Origin of the sequence: Mesorhizobium sp. ESP-6-2 (assembly GCF_020164675.1) — a bacterium.
In the GTDB taxonomy this organism is placed as follows: Bacteria; Pseudomonadota; Alphaproteobacteria; order Rhizobiales; family Rhizobiaceae; genus Mesorhizobium.
In genome coordinates this window covers 78170-92076 of the sequence record NZ_JAIUGT010000006.1, presented here as the reverse complement: position 1 = coordinate 92076, position 13907 = coordinate 78170, and the positions used below count along the sequence as shown (strand labels likewise).

Sequence of the window (13907 nt, the reverse complement as noted above, 5' to 3'; positions counted from 1 at the left end):
GTCACTCCTGTCATTTGTCTTCGTATCGCACTCAACCGAGTTCTTGGGCGAGTCCGATGAGCAACCCCTCAGGCCCACGGATGTAGCAGAGCCGATACACGTCTTTATACTGGACTACTTCGCCTACGAGCTGCGCGCCGCGCGTGCGGAGCCTCTCAAGCGTCTCGTCTATGTCGTCCACGGTGAACATGACGCGGAGGTAGCCTAGGGCGTTGACCGGGGCGTTCCGGTGATCGGCGACGACAGGCGGCATGAGGAAGCGGGAGAGCTCGAGCCGGCTGTGGCCGTCCGATGTACGCATCATGGCAATCTCGACATGCTGATCGCCCAGTCCGGTGACACGGCCGGCCCATTCTCCTTCGATCGTGGCCCGTCCTTCAAGCTCGAGGCCGAGTTCGCGAAAGAAATCAATCGCCTCTCCGAGGTCTTCGACGACGATTCCTACGTTGTCCATCCGCTTGAGCGCCATGTTTCAGTCTCCAAGGTGTCGTTCGAATCTACAAGGCGTCGCCTGGTCTAACAATGGATGCTCGAGGTGCTCCGCCTGCAGCCAGGTTGATCACGCCACAAAGGCAGAGCCGCCATTTTGCGCGACGCTGCCGAGGTATTTTGCCGGCGGCTTGCCAAGCGCCTTCTTGAACATGGTGATGAAGGCGGTGACGGAATCATAGCCGAGATCGCCGGAGACCTGCTGCACGCTCGCACCGGAGGCCAGTTCCCTGATTGCGACGATCAGATGCAACTGCTGGCGCCAGCGTCCGAAGCTTAAGCCGGTCTCCTTCACGACGAGACGGGCGAGACTGCTCTCGCTGAGCGCAACCCGGCTGGCCCATTCCGACAATGTGCTGCGGTCGGCGGGGTCCTGCGCCAACGCTTCGGCGATCCGCCTCAATCGCGGCTCGGATGGGATTGGCAGATGCAGCCGCTGGACAGGCATGCGCGGCAGCTCGGCAAGCAGCGTCCTGATCAAAAGCGCATCCCGCGCTTCATCATCCCCCAGGCCATCGGACAGTTCGATGATCAGTTCGCGCAGCAGCGGCGAGACCGAAAGGGTGCAGCACCGGTCCGGCAATTCGGTGGCTCCCGGCTCGATATAGACGAAGAAGATCCGGGCGTTGGCGGTCGCGATATTGCTGTGCTCCATGTCGCCGGGAATCCACACCCCGCAATGCGGCGGCACCATCCACATGCCGCTCGGGACGCGGCATGTGACGCCACCGCCGAGCGCGAAGACGAGTTGGCCTTTGCGATGCCGATGGGAGGGTACTTCGGCCCTGGTTTCGGTAACGTCGACGCGCACGGCGATTGCCGGTGCGAGGACGTCATCCACATTGAAATCGAGCCATGGGTAGCGAAGAGGTTGTCTCATGATTGACGGCTTTTAGCGATTAAACGCCATGATAGCTAAATTCCTCAAGTTGGGAAGTCGATAGGTTCCAGCTTGCCCATGCACCGGTTGATCAGGATGCCACCGCGCTTTGCGCCCACAACCAGCAGGAAGGTACGTCCATGCGCGCCCTAGTCATGTCTTCCGACAGCCCCACCGGACTGACGCTTGCCGAGGTCGAGGACCCTCGGCCTCTCGCAAACGAGGCGCTTGTGTCGGTCCATGCAACTTCGTTGAATCGCGGCGAATTGCGCCTGCTCACCATACGCCCGGACGGCTGGATACCCGGCCAGGACATCGTCGGGATCGTCGAACGGCCAGCGGCCGACGGCTCCGGGCCACCCGTGGGCGCCCGGGTCGCGGCTCTGGTGGACCAGGCGGGCTGGGCCGAACGCGTCGCGGTTTCGACCGACCGCCTCGCCGTCCTGCCGGATGACGTCAGTTTCGTTTCCGCGGCCACGCTTCCGGTCGCGGGCACCACAGCGCTCAGGACTTTGCGCCATGGCGGCGACCTTGCCGGCCAGCGGGTCCTGATCACCGGCGCAAGCGGTGCGGTCGGCCGTTTCCAGATCCAGATCGCGCGCGAACAGGGCGCGAGCGTGACCGCGGTCGCGGCCGCCCGGCATGGCGAGGATCTCCGCCGCCTGGGTGCCGGGCAGGTCGTCGAGGCGATCGAACTGGCTGAGGGGCCGTTTTCCCTGATCACCGAGTCGGTCGGCGGCCAAAGCCTTGCCCACGCGATCGAACGCGTCGCGCCTGGCGGGACGATCGTCATGTTCGGCTCGAGCAGTGGCGAACTCACGCCAATTGGCTTCCGCCAGTTCGTTCCGGGTCACGAGGGGGCGAGGCTTCAGACTTTCGCCTACTACACGTCTGGCGCGGGCATTGGCTCGGACATCGCCTCGCTGCTCGCTCTCGTTGCGGCCGGCCGGCTGGAAACCCGCGTCGCCCTGACCATGCCATGGACCGACATCGCCCAAGCCCTGGACGCGCTGCGACAGCGCAGCTTCAGCGGCAAGGCCGTTCTCACCATGACCGGATGAACGATCCCTAGCCTGAGACCAGTCCGCTCACACGTGCTGGCCGCCATTGATGTGGATTTCCGAGCCGGTCACATAAGACGCCTGCCCGGAGCACAGGAAGAAGATGATGTCGGCGACCTCGGCCGTGGTACCCAGCCGCCTGAGCGGAATGGTCTCGACGATCTTGTCCGTGCCCGGCGAGAGAATCGCGGTATCGATTTCGCCCGGCGCAATGGCGTTGACGCGGATGCCGTGCGGGCCGAAATCATGCGCCATCTCGCGCGTCAGCGAGCCGAGCGCCGCCTTCGATGTCGCATAGGCGGTGCCGGCGAAGGGATGCACCCGGGTGCCGGCGATCGAGGTGACGTTGACGATCGACCCTTTCGCCGATGCCAGTTCCTTGAACAGGCCGCGCGCCAGCATGATCGGCGCGAAGAAATTGACCTGGAACACGTCGCGCCAGACATGCATCGGCGTGTCGATGGAGTTCATGCGGCTGTTGCCGTCCTTGAGCTTCGGCGAAATGCCGGCATTGTTGACCAGCGCGTGCAGCTGGCCGCCATGCGCCTCGAGCCGGTGGCGGATTTCGGAGACGGCGATGCCGACATCCTCCTGGTCGGCGAGATCGACCTTGATGTGGTCCTCAGGCCCGGCCGGCCACGGGCAATCCTCGGCAAATGCCTGGCGCGAGCAGGTGATGACGCGCCAACCCTCGCGCGAGAAACGCTTGACCGTGGCATGGCCGATGCCACGGCTGGCGCCGGTCAGCACAATGGTCTTCCTGGTGTCGATCTCTGCCATGTCGGGAGGTGTAGCCGAACGGTGTGGCGCTGGCGAGAGGCGAGTTGCCGCTAGCCGCCGCCGAGAATGTCGAGGATCGAGGTCTGCCGCTTCTTGAGCGGACCGCCGACACTGCCCGGCGGCACCGGATGTCCGACCGACGCGGTGGTTCCGGAGTCGCCCGGCATATCGAAACCGTCGGCGTCGACCGTCTGGGCCGGGCGGGGCGCGCGGACCGGCGCTGGCTGCGCCGCGACGGCAGCGGGCGACTGGCCGACAGGCGCTTGCGGCTTCGGAGCCGGCTGCGTCGCCTCGGCCGACGGGATTTCGTCCGGCACGATCCTATCGGCCGGCGTCGACTTCCAGGTGCCAGGCAGCGGCCGCACGGGCACGCCCTCATGCGCGGCGACCATGAACTCGTGCCATGCCTGCGCCGGCAGCGCGCCGCCGGTGACCTTCTTCATCGGGCTGCCGTCGTCATTGCCGAACCATACGCCGGTGGTGAGATTGGCGGTGTAGCCGACGAACCAGGCGTCGCGCGAATTCTGGCTGGTGCCGGTCTTGCCGGCCGACGGCCAGGTAAAGGCCGCCTTCCTGGCCGTGCCGATCTCCACCGTCCCGGTCATCATCGAGTTCATCATGCCGACGATCTCGGGCTTCACCACGCGTGGCGCGCTGCCGCTGCCGGCGTCGTACAGCACCTTGCCGTCGGCTGATGTCACGCGGCGGATGAAATGGATATCCGGCTTGTAGCCGCCATTGGCGAAAGGCACATAGGCCGAGGTCAGCTCCAGCGGCGTCACCTCGGACGTGCCGAGCGCGATCGAGGTGTTGGCTTGCAAATCGGACTGGATGCCCATGCGATGCGCCGCCTCGACCACTGCGTCCGGTCCGACCTCCATGGTCAGCTGGGCCGCCACCGAGTTCAGCGACTTCGCCAGCGCGGTGGCCAGCGTCACCTTGCCGAAATACTTGCCGCCGTAATTGTCGGGTGTCCATTTGCCGATCTTGATCGGCGCATCGTTACGCACGCTGTCGGGCGTGCGGCCGGCCTCGAGGGCGGCCATGTAGACGAACGGCTTGAACGCCGAACCGGGCTGCCGGCGCGCTTCCGAGGCGCGGTCGAACTGGCTGGTCGAATAATCGTAGCCGCCGACCATGGCGCGCACCGCACCTGAATCGTCGATCGACACCAGCGCGCCCTGGGTGACGTTGAGCTTCTTGCCGCTTTCGTCGATCAGCCGGCGGATCGATTGTTCCGCGAGCTTCTGCAGGTTCAGGTCGACGGTGGAATCGATGACGATGTCGCCGCGCACGTCGCCGATCAGATCGGGCAGTTCTTCCATGATGGTGTCGGCGACGTAGTTTTCCGAGCCTGTCCAGTAGGACGGCGCGCGCGTCGCCGGCGCGCTCATCGCCGTGGTCAGCTCCTTGGCGCTGATCTTGCCCTCGTCGCGCATGGCGGCGAGCACCAGCTGCGCGCGTTCCTCGGCGGCCTTGGGATCGCGTGCCGGCGACAGCCGCGACGGCGCCTTCAGGAGACCGGCAAGCAGCGCCGCCTCCGACAAGGTGACGTCGCGCGCGCTCTTGCCGAAATAACGGCGCGAGGCCGCTTCGACGCCATAGGCGCCGGAGCCGAAATAGACCCGGTTGAGGTACATTTCGAGGATCTGGTCCTTGGTGTGCTTGTGCTCCAGCCACAGCGCCAGCAGCACCTCCTGCACTTTGCGCTCCAGCGTGCGGTCCGGCGTCAGGAACAGGTTCTTGGCCAGTTGCTGCGTCAGCGTCGAACCGCCTTGCGAGAAATGCCCGCCGGCGAGGTTGGCGACCATGGCGCGCGACAGGCCGATCGGGTCGACCCCGAAATGCGAATAGAAGCGGCGATCCTCGATGGCGATGACCGCCTCGGGGATGTAGGGCGACATTTCGTGCAGGCCGACCGCCTCGCCGCCGCTCATGCCGCGATTGCCGAGCAGTTGGCCATCGGCGGAGACGATCTTGATATTGGGCGCGCGATCGGGGATCGACCAGGTTGTTGCCGCCGGCATTTTGGCGCCGTAGTAGACGACGACGCCGGCCACGGCGATGCCGCCCCAGATGGCCAGCACGAAGCACCAGTAGACCAGCCGGCCGAGCACGCCGAACAGGCCGCGCCGGCTTCGGCCGCGCCTGGCACGCGACGACTTTGCCTTCGGCGATTTGCGTTTGGCGGAGGCTTTGCGGTTGCTGGGCACGACGCGGTCCTCCTCGCTCACCGAAAGACCTGTCTGGGATCTCGCTTGTGGCGGTCCCTCGAAACTGGGTTCGATGCGGCTGTCTCTGCGGTTCGCCATGCGCTGCGCTTGATATCCCGATGCCTATGGCGTTCGGGTTGCAGAGTAGATGCGGCGGTTTAAAGGCGGGTTAAGTCACCCGCTTCTGCGCAAATGCCATATCGGGTGGCGAGAGCTCTCCCACGCAGTGCCTGTCACATTGCACGCCCACATTCGGCAGACTTGTCGAACCACGACCCTCGGCATAGTTTTTTCAGAGCGGCCCCCTGTACTATCTCTACGAAATAACTGTCGGCGCCAAAATATGTACAGGAGCCGTGTATTCCTTCGCGGTAGCCCTCAGGCGATCTGAATAATCATAGATCTCGTCAAGTGTGTCGATCTTGACTTTATTCTCTTTTTCACCATCAAAGAGTCCAAGATACCTTATGGAGCGATTGAACCACAACCGCGCGAGTGGTTTACGATTGTTATTATCGATCAAGATGCCGCAATAGCTTTTCTGATCCCTCATCACTACACGGGCAGGCTTCAAGGTGTCTCGCACGATCGCTCTTATGATCATGAACCCCTCGCGCTCCTCCTCCGTTGTAACGACCTCCTCGGTCTCTTCTCCCTCGACGCCGATCTCGGAAACTTCCGTTTCCGCTAACGCCGTTGACAATCTTGACTGAACAGACTCCCTCACAATTTCACGAAACGCGGCCTTCACCATAGGTGTGAACTGTTCTTTCACCTGGCTCGTAAAGCGACCCTGATAGAGTCCCCCCGTCACCATCCGAACAAAGTCCTCGGGAGGGTTCTCCATGACGTTCGCGATCTCTTTCTTGATCGCAGACGTGTATTTCAGCCTATGTGCCGACTGAAGAATCCCGTCGATATTGAATTCAGCTTTGGCGAATTTTTTTAGCTCGGTAACGAGCTGCCCCTGCATGTCGGACAAGTCGAAGGTGAGGAACGGTCGATCATCGAGGCGATTGGGCGCAACCAAATCGGTATGAAAATGGAACGTTCGACCGTTTGTGAGAATTGCAAATTTTGCGTTCGTCACTGAAAAGTAGCGATAGAGCTGAGCTAAATGCACCTTTTCAAGCGCCATAGATATAGGTTTGCATTCAATAAGTATCCGGATCTCTCCGTCTAACTTGATTGCATAGTCGACTTTTTCCCCTTTTTTCCCAACAGCATCTGCGCAAAATTCAGGGATTACCTCGTCCGGATTGAACACATCATAATCGAGGGCAGATAAGAATGGCAGGATAATTGCCGTTTTAAGTGCTTCCTCTGTGAGCATTGCGCTCGAATGGGTCCTGATCCGGTCCGCCAGTACACGCAGTTTTTCTTCAACGCTCATTGTCCCCTCCCAAATATTCAAGGAGGATCACGCAAAAATAATAAAGACGCAAGATGGCAAACGATCGAGCTTTAGACGGGCTGTCGCTACGGGCTCAGATTTTGCCATGCATTTTTTGAAACCGAGGCCAGGAACAACTAGGGGTGTTCCGGCGGCCCTCCCGTGACAGCATGGCGAGGGCTTCGTTCAGTTCTGCTGGATCGAGATGCCCTTGTCGTCGATCTTGAGCTCCACGCCTTTCGGCTTGGTCTGTTCGCGATAGACAAAGATGCCGAGCGCGATGACCACGACGACGAGCGCGCCAATGACGAGATAGAGCGGATTCTGTTTCATGGCGCGCTCCTCTGTGCCGGGCCTTAGGCTCGCTTCAGGACCCTGACCAGCACCAGCAGGATGATGGCGCCGATGGTGGCGTGGATGATCGAGGCGAGAATGCCGCCACCGATGGAGAAACCGATCCGCGGGAAAAGCCAGCCGGCGATGAACGCGCCGATGATGCCGACGATGATGTTGCCGATCAGGCCGAAGCCGAAACCGGAGACGATGAGACCGGCGAGCCAGCCGGCGACGGCACCGATGATGATGAAGACGAGCAGGCTTTCGACACCCATAGGGACTTCCTCCAAGCAAGAGGGCGAGCGCGGAGCGGAGGCTCCGAATCGGCCTCAATCAACGGCTTCACGCTATGCGAAAGCGGCCGGCCTCGCCAGCGGCCTGGTCATGGGTCGCCGTCGTCGCTCGCGGCGGGCCGCCAGCTGGTCGGCTCGACCTTCTTCTGCGTGCTGCTGTCGATGTAGACCCACCAGCCGCCGTCTCGGTATTGGGCGATGGATTCGTTGAGCACGCCGTCGCTGTCCTTCCAGGTCACGGTGACCTTGGAACCGTCGGTGGGCGCGGTCGATATGGGCTTCCTGTCGGCCATGTCATCCCTCTTTTCGAGCCGACGGAACGCGACGGCCGGCATCTGTCCCGGACGGCCATCGGCGGCAGGGCGCCGCGACGCCGTCAGCTATGAGCGAAAATATCCTCTTCGTCCCAGCCCATGAGGTCAAGCTTGGCGCGTGTCGGCAGGAAGCGGAAACAGGCGTCGGCCTCCTTCGTGCGATCCTCGCGCGCAAGCCGCGACGCCAGCACGTCGCGCAGCCGGTGCAGATAGAGCACGTCGGACGCGGCGTATTCGAGTTGTTCGGGCGACAGCGTTTCAGCCGCCCAGTCGGACGATTGCTGCGCCTTGGACAGGCCGACGCCCAGAAGCTCGAAGCAGATGTCCTTCAGCCCATGCCGGTCGGTGTAGGTGCGGGTCAGCCGCGAGGCGATCTTGGTGCAGAACACCGGCTCGGGCATCACCCCGAACGCATGGTAGAGCACGGCAAGGTCGAAGCGCCCATAGTGGAACAGCTTGGTCACGCTGTGGTTTCCCAAGAGCTTCACAAGGTTCGGCGCTTCCTTTTGGCCCGGCGCGATCTGGATGACGTCGGCGCTGCCGTCGCCCGGCGAGATCTGCACCACGCACAGCCGGTCGCGGTGCGGGTTCAGGCCCAGCGTTTCCGTATCGATGGCAACCGCTCCGACATTGTAGCGGGACAGGTCGGGCAGATCGTGTCTGTGGAAACGGATGTCGCTCATCGTCTTCTCCGGTCGCGCCTTGCACGCATCCCAGAAGCGGACGCGCGCGCTCCAGCACGTTGCGCTGGCAACCCGTCCTTGCCGTGATCGGCGGAAAAATCAACATAAACTTGATTTCCCCGCCTTTCGTGATTTCCCGGCTCAGCGCGTCAGCGCGTCCAGGATGCGCGCCCAGGAGCGCTGGCCCTTGTGGAAGGAACTCAACTCATACTTTTCGTTGGGCGAGTGGATGCGGTCGTCGTCGAGGCCGAAACCGACCAGCAGCGATTCCATGCCTAGATAGGTCTGGAAGTCGCCAACCACGGGGATCGAGCCGCCGCTGCCGATCGTCACCGCCGGCTTCGGCCATTCGTCCGACAGCGCCGTCTTGGCCTTGGCCAGGAACGGCGAGTCGTAGGAGAGCTGGATCGCCGGCGAGCCGCCATGCGAGTGGAATTCGACCGAACAGTCGGCCGGAATGCGCTCCTTGACGAATTGCTGGAAGGCGGCGCGGATCTTCCCGGGATCCTGCTTGTGGACGAGGCGGAAAGATACTTTCGCAGAGGCCTGCGCCGCGATCACCGTCTTGAAGCCCTTGCCGGTGTAGCCGCCGGTGATGCCGTTGAACTCGGCCGTCGGCCGTGCCCAGGTGAGTTCCAGCAGCGAGCGGCCGTTTTCGCCCGACGGGATCGACAGGCCGACGGGGCCAAGGAACGTCTCGGCCGTTTCGCCCAGCGTTTCCCATGATTTCAGGATCTGCGATGGCGTTTCCTCGACGCCGTCATAGAAGCCCGGGATGGTGATATGGCCGTCCTTGTCGTGAATGTCGGCCAGCACCTTGGCCAGGATGCGGATCGGGTTGGCGGCGGCGCCGCCATAGAGGCCGGAATGCAGGTCGCGGTCGGCGGCCTTGACGGTGATCTCCTCGCCCACCAGCCCGCGCAGCCCCACGCAGATAGACGGCGTATCGCGGTCCCACATGCTGGTATCGCAAACCAGCGCGAAGTCGGCCTTGAGTTCATCGGCATTGGCTTCGAGGAACGGCTTCAGCGACGGCGAGCCCGACTCCTCCTCGCCCTCGAACAGGATGGTGATACGGCATGGCAGATTGCCATGCACCTGCTTCCAGGCCCGGCAAGCCTCGACGAAGGTCATCAACTGACCCTTGTCGTCGGCCGATCCGCGCCCGGTGATCACCTTGTGGCCGGGTCCGATCTCCTTGATCGCCGGCGCAAACGGGTCGTTTTCCCAAAGGTCGATCGGATCGACCGGCTGTACGTCATAGTGGCCGTAGAACAGCACATGCGGCGAACCGGCCGGCCCGTCATGATGCGCAACCACCATCGGGTGGCCTGGCGTATCGCGCACGCTGGCGTCGAAGCCGATCACCTTGAGTTCTCCCATCAGCCATTCGGCCGCCTTGCGGCAGTCGGCGGCATAGGCCGGATCGGTGGAGACCGACTTGATCCGGAGCAGGCCGAACAGGCGCTCCAGGCTCTGGTCGAGATTCTTGTCGAGACGGTCGAGGACGGGGGAAACTGACATTTGGCAAGCCTTTCGATTCAGTGCCGGAACCGTAAAGGCAGAGCGGACAAACGAAAAGCCCGGGACCATTGGACCACGGGCTCCAAGCGCGTGTTCGAACAAAAAAGACCGCCGTGGTGGAGGGGGAACCACGGCGGCCCTTCTACTCGAAACGATGCGGCAGCCCGGAGAGGGGGGATAGGCTGCCGCAGGTGTCCGGGATAGGCGGGGGACGGGCCTTGCTCCGGACGTCGGCGAAAATTGCCGATGACATTTATCTGTGTCATCGAACGTGGCGATTCAAGGGCACGAATATTACACTTTTGTAACATGGCCGTGAGCAGCCGTTGGACAGGCGGAGCCAGGCAGTCCTGCGTGCGAAAATAATGCCGATTTCACCTCTTTCCAACCAACCTGTCGCCTGCCTGTCAGGGTGTTGCTGGAAGCGGTGCCTTTGGCATGGACCAAGCCGCCGCGCCGCGCTATCCCTGCCGGCATGAAAAAAGGCGATCATCTCTTTCTTGTCGACGGCTCCGGCTACATCTTCCGTGCCTATCACGCGCTGCCGCCGCTGACCCGCAAGTCCGACGGCCTGCCGGTCGGCGCCGTGTCCGGCTTCTGCAACATGTTGTGGAAGTTGATGCAGGATGCCCGCAACACCGATGTCGGCATCGTGCCGACGCATTTCGCGGTCATTTTCGACTATTCGTCGAAGACGTTCCGCAACGATCTCTATCCGGAGTACAAGGCCAACCGTTCGGCGCCGCCGGAAGACCTGATCCCGCAATTCGGCCTCATCCGCCAGGCGACCAGGGCGTTCAACCTGCCCTGCCTCGAGATGGAAGGGTTCGAGGCCGACGACCTCATCGCCACCTATTGCCGGCTGGCTTGCGAGGCCGGCGGCGACACCACCATCATCTCCTCCGACAAGGACCTGATGCAGTTGGTCGGCCCGACGGTGAGCATGTACGATCCGATGAAGGATCGCCAGATCGGCATTCCCGAGGTCATCGAGAAATGGGGCGTGCCGCCGGAGAAGATGATCGACCTGCAGGCATTGACCGGCGATTCCGTTGACAATGTTCCCGGCGTGCCGGGCATCGGACCGAAGACCGCGGCGCAATTGCTCGAACAGTTCGGCGATCTCGACGGGTTGCTTGACCGCGCCGGCGAGATCAAGCAGGAGAAACGACGCGAATCCATCATCGCCAATGCCGACAAGGCGCGCATCTCGCGCCAGCTGGTGACGTTGAAGAACGATGTGCCGGTGGCCGAGGGGCTGGACGAATTCGTCCTGCACGCGCCGGACGGACCGAAACTGATCGGCTTCCTCAAGACCATGGAATTCTCCTCGCTGACCCGCCGCGTGGCGGAAACGACGGGAACCGAGGCAAGCGACGTGCAGGCGGTCGCGGTGACGGTCGAACGCGCCGACTCCGCGCATGGACCTGATGTCGGCGCCGGCGCGCCGGTCGCCCCCAGCGCCGAGGCGGAGCAGGACGGCGAGACGGTCCCGGCCGCAGGCGGCGGCACGAAGGAAGGCAACACCCCCTCGCTTTTGTCGGCGCTTCGCCTGGAGGCCGCCACCGCCCGCAAGATCGACATTTCGGCCTATCAGTGCGTCCGCGACATCGCCAGCCTGAAGGCCTGGGTCGCCGAGGCGCTGGAGACCGGCATCGTCGCCTTCGATGCCCGCGCGACGTCGCCCGATCCGATGCAGGCCGAACTGATCGGCTTGTCGCTGGCGACGGCGCCGGGTCGCGCCGCCTATGTGCCGTTCGCCCACAGGAGCGGAAATGGCGACCTGCTCGGCGGTGGTCCGATCGACAACCAGATCCCGCTGCGGGAGGCGCTGGCCGTGCTGAAACCGCTGCTCGAGGACAAGTCTGTCCTCAAGATCGCGCAGAACCTGAAATACGATCTCGTCATCATGAGCCGCTACGGCATCGACGTCGGCCCCTTCGACGATACCATGCTGATCTCCTACGTGCTCGATGCCGGCACCTCGCATGGCCACGGCATGGACGCGCTTGCCGAGAAATGGCTGGGCCATAGTCCGCTTCAGCTCAAGGACGTGACCGGCTCCGGGAAAAATTCCGTCGGCTTCGACCAGGTCGACATCGACAAGGCGACCGCCCATGCGGCCGAGGACGCCGATGTGACGCTCAGGCTCTGGCAGGTGCTGAAGCCGCGGCTCGCCGCCAAGGGCCTGGTGTCTGTCTATGAGCGGCTGGAACGGCCGCTGGTGCCGGTGCTGGCGCGCATGGAACAGCGCGGCATCTCGGTCGACCGGCAGATCCTGTCGCGGCTGTCGGGCGAACTGGCGCAGGGCGCGGCCCGGCTCGAGGAAGAAATCTACCAGCTCGTCGGCGAGCGCATCAACATCGGCTCGCCCAAGCAGCTCGGCGATATCCTGTTCGGCCGCATGGGCCTGCCCGGCGGCTCCAAGACCAAGACCGGCCAATGGTCGACCTCGGCGCAGCTTCTGGAAGACCTCGCCGCCGAAGGCCACGAACTGCCGCGCAAGATCGTTGACTGGCGCCAGCTGACCAAGCTGAAATCGACCTACACCGATGCGCTGCCGGGCTTCGTCAATCCGGACACCAAGCGGGTCCACACCTCCTATGCGCTGGCCGCGACGACAACGGGGCGGCTATCGTCCTCCGAACCGAACCTGCAGAACATCCCGGTGCGCACCGCCGAGGGGCGCAGGATCAGAACGGCCTTCATCGCCGACAGGGGCAACCGCCTGGTTTCGGCCGACTACAGCCAGATCGAATTGCGCGTGCTCGCCCATGTCGCCGAAATCCCGCAATTGCGGCAGGCCTTCGCCGACGGCGCCGACATCCACGCCATCACCGCTTCGGAAATGTTCAACGTGCCCGTGGAGGGCATGCCTTCGGAGGTGCGCCGCCGCGCCAAGGCGATCAACTTCGGCATCATCTACGGCATCTCGGCCTTCGGCCTCGCCAACCAGCTGTCGATTCCGCGCGAGGAGGCCAGCAACTACATCAAGAAGTATTTCGAGCGCTTCCCCGGCATCCGAGACTATATCGAAGAGACCAAGGCTTATGCCCGCGAGCACGGTTTCGTCGAAACCATCTTCGGCCGCCGCATCCACTACCCCGAGATCCGGTCCTCCAATCCCTCGATCCGCGCCTTCAACGAGCGCGCCTCGATCAACGCGCGCCTGCAAGGCACCGCCGCCGACATCATCCGCCGCGCCATGGTGCGCATGGACGAGGCGCTGGAGAAGGCCAGGCTTTCGGCCCGCATGCTCTTGCAGGTGCATGACGAACTGATCTTCGAGACGATCGAGGCGGAAGTCGAGGCGACGATTCCCGTCGTGCGCCATGTCATGGAGAATGCTGCCATGCCGGCCGTGTCGATGTCGGTGCCGCTGCATGTCGATGCGCGCGCCGCTGACAATTGGGACGAGGCGCATTAGCGTGGACTTGGTCGTCGTGGAGCGAATATTTCGGATTGCGAGAACGCGTCAGGCAGCTTCCGACAAGCACTTGGCACAGGTCCCACGGAACTCGATCACCGCCTTCTTGGCGGCAAAACCTGAGGAGCGCACCCATTCGTCCAGCCGGTGGCCGACATCATGGTCGGACATTTCGGTCACCTGGCCACATGTGTCGCAGATGGCGAAAGCGGTCATCGAATGGCTGTGGTCGTGCGGCTCGACGCAGGCGACGAAGGAATTGAGGCTTTCCAGCCGATGCACGAAGCCGGACTTCACCAGCGTGTCGAGTGCGCGGTAGACCTGCAGCGGCGCGCGGAAACCCCGCTCCCGCAGCTGGTCGAGCAAGGTGTAGGCGCTGAGCGGCCCGCTGGCGGCCTCGAGTTTCTCGAGCACGCACAACTGGTTCTTCGTCAGCACATCCCTTGCCGCCATGATCCGTTTCCGACCTGTCTTGCGTCACATGCTGGTCGTTTCAACACGCAAACGGCCCGCT

At 63.1% G+C, this 13907-nt stretch carries 13 protein-coding genes; 2 read left to right on the top strand and 11 right to left on the bottom strand.

Annotated features, from left to right (window positions below; genetic code table 11):
* Positions 1-31: 31 nt before the first annotated feature.
* Together LB532_RS17400 and LB532_RS17395 are read right to left on the bottom strand one after the other, a co-directional pair.
* A complete protein-coding gene (locus LB532_RS17400) occupies positions 32-469 on the bottom strand; it encodes a VOC family protein (protein WP_140640508.1) in 438 nt (145 codons plus the stop codon).
* Between the two features lie 90 nt (positions 470-559).
* Positions 560-1369, bottom strand: coding sequence for an AraC family transcriptional regulator (locus LB532_RS17395; protein ID WP_140640506.1), 810 nt, complete (start codon positions 1367-1369; stop codon positions 560-562).
* Positions 1370-1509: 140 nt separating this feature from the next.
* Between LB532_RS17395 and LB532_RS17390 the strand changes: the two genes are divergently transcribed.
* Complete coding sequence (locus tag LB532_RS17390; protein WP_140640504.1) at positions 1510-2430, top strand: zinc-binding dehydrogenase; 921 nt, start codon at positions 1510-1512, stop codon at positions 2428-2430.
* Between the two features lie 27 nt (positions 2431-2457).
* Here the strand turns inward: LB532_RS17390 and LB532_RS17385 are convergent, their stop codons facing one another.
* The 8 genes from LB532_RS17385 to LB532_RS17350 form a co-directional block, all read right to left on the bottom strand.
* Positions 2458-3210: an SDR family NAD(P)-dependent oxidoreductase gene (locus LB532_RS17385; RefSeq protein ID WP_140500256.1), complete on the bottom strand. Its 753-nt coding sequence runs from the start codon at positions 3208-3210 to the stop codon at positions 2458-2460.
* Positions 3211-3260: 50 nt separating this feature from the next.
* Complete coding sequence (locus LB532_RS17380) at positions 3261-5522, bottom strand: transglycosylase domain-containing protein (protein WP_140640502.1); 2262 nt, start codon at positions 5520-5522, stop codon at positions 3261-3263.
* A gap of 217 nt (positions 5523-5739) precedes the next feature.
* The gene (locus LB532_RS17375; RefSeq protein WP_140640500.1) at positions 5740-6816 is read right to left on the bottom strand and encodes a type I restriction enzyme HsdR N-terminal domain-containing protein; all 1077 of its coding nucleotides are present in this window, start codon (positions 6814-6816) and stop codon (positions 5740-5742) included.
* Between the two features lie 186 nt (positions 6817-7002).
* Positions 7003-7149, bottom strand: coding sequence for a hypothetical protein (locus LB532_RS17370; protein WP_140640498.1), 147 nt, complete (start codon positions 7147-7149; stop codon positions 7003-7005).
* Between the two features lie 23 nt (positions 7150-7172).
* Positions 7173-7427: a GlsB/YeaQ/YmgE family stress response membrane protein gene (locus LB532_RS17365; RefSeq protein ID WP_140549477.1), complete on the bottom strand. Its 255-nt coding sequence runs from the start codon at positions 7425-7427 to the stop codon at positions 7173-7175.
* A 107-nt stretch (positions 7428-7534) separates the two neighbouring features.
* Complete coding sequence (locus LB532_RS17360) at positions 7535-7738, bottom strand: hypothetical protein (RefSeq protein ID WP_140640496.1); 204 nt, start codon at positions 7736-7738, stop codon at positions 7535-7537.
* Between the two features lie 83 nt (positions 7739-7821).
* Entirely contained in the window at positions 7822-8442 is a 621-nt protein-coding gene (locus tag LB532_RS17355; protein WP_140640494.1) for a ribonuclease D, read from the bottom strand.
* A gap of 141 nt (positions 8443-8583) precedes the next feature.
* On the bottom strand, positions 8584-9966 hold the full coding sequence (locus LB532_RS17350) for a M20/M25/M40 family metallo-hydrolase (RefSeq protein ID WP_140640492.1): 1383 nt from the start codon (positions 9964-9966) through the stop codon (positions 8584-8586).
* Between the two features lie 475 nt (positions 9967-10441).
* On the opposite strand from LB532_RS17350, the gene polA reads away from it, so the two are divergent.
* A complete protein-coding gene (gene polA / locus LB532_RS17345; RefSeq protein ID WP_181169398.1) occupies positions 10442-13393 on the top strand; it encodes a DNA polymerase I in 2952 nt (983 codons plus the stop codon).
* Positions 13394-13441: 48 nt separating this feature from the next.
* Here the strand turns inward: polA and LB532_RS17340 are convergent, their stop codons facing one another.
* Positions 13442-13846 (bottom strand): Fur family transcriptional regulator, encoded by a 405-nt coding sequence (locus LB532_RS17340; protein ID WP_140549472.1) that lies wholly within the window; start codon positions 13844-13846, stop codon positions 13442-13444.
* Between the last annotated feature and the right edge of the window lie 61 nt (positions 13847-13907).

Bases quoted from the DNA above. Each gene is read 5' to 3' on its own strand.
- LB532_RS17400 (WP_140640508.1), bottom strand. From the start codon at position 469: ATGGCGCTCAAGCGGATGGACAACGTAGGAATCGTCGTCGAAGACCTC.
- LB532_RS17380 (WP_140640502.1), bottom strand. From the start codon at position 5,522: ATGGCGAACCGCAGAGACAGCCGCATCGAACCCAGTTTCGAGGGACCG.
- LB532_RS17360 (WP_140640496.1), bottom strand. From the start codon at position 7,738: ATGGCCGACAGGAAGCCCATATCGACCGCGCCCACCGACGGTTCCAAG.
- LB532_RS17370 (WP_140640498.1), bottom strand. From the start codon at position 7,149: ATGAAACAGAATCCGCTCTATCTCGTCATTGGCGCGCTCGTCGTCGTG.
- LB532_RS17365 (WP_140549477.1), bottom strand. From the start codon at position 7,427: ATGGGTGTCGAAAGCCTGCTCGTCTTCATCATCATCGGTGCCGTCGCC.
- LB532_RS17350 (WP_140640492.1), bottom strand. From the start codon at position 9,966: ATGTCAGTTTCCCCCGTCCTCGACCGTCTCGACAAGAATCTCGACCAG.
- LB532_RS17395 (WP_140640506.1), bottom strand. From the start codon at position 1,369: ATGAGACAACCTCTTCGCTACCCATGGCTCGATTTCAATGTGGATGAC.
- LB532_RS17355 (WP_140640494.1), bottom strand. From the start codon at position 8,442: ATGAGCGACATCCGTTTCCACAGACACGATCTGCCCGACCTGTCCCGC.
- LB532_RS17390 (WP_140640504.1), top strand. From the start codon at position 1,510: ATGCGCGCCCTAGTCATGTCTTCCGACAGCCCCACCGGACTGACGCTT.
- LB532_RS17385 (WP_140500256.1), bottom strand. From the start codon at position 3,210: ATGGCAGAGATCGACACCAGGAAGACCATTGTGCTGACCGGCGCCAGC.
- polA (WP_181169398.1), top strand. From the start codon at position 10,442: ATGAAAAAAGGCGATCATCTCTTTCTTGTCGACGGCTCCGGCTACATC.
- LB532_RS17375 (WP_140640500.1), bottom strand. From the start codon at position 6,816: ATGAGCGTTGAAGAAAAACTGCGTGTACTGGCGGACCGGATCAGGACC.
- LB532_RS17340 (WP_140549472.1), bottom strand. From the start codon at position 13,846: ATGGCGGCAAGGGATGTGCTGACGAAGAACCAGTTGTGCGTGCTCGAG.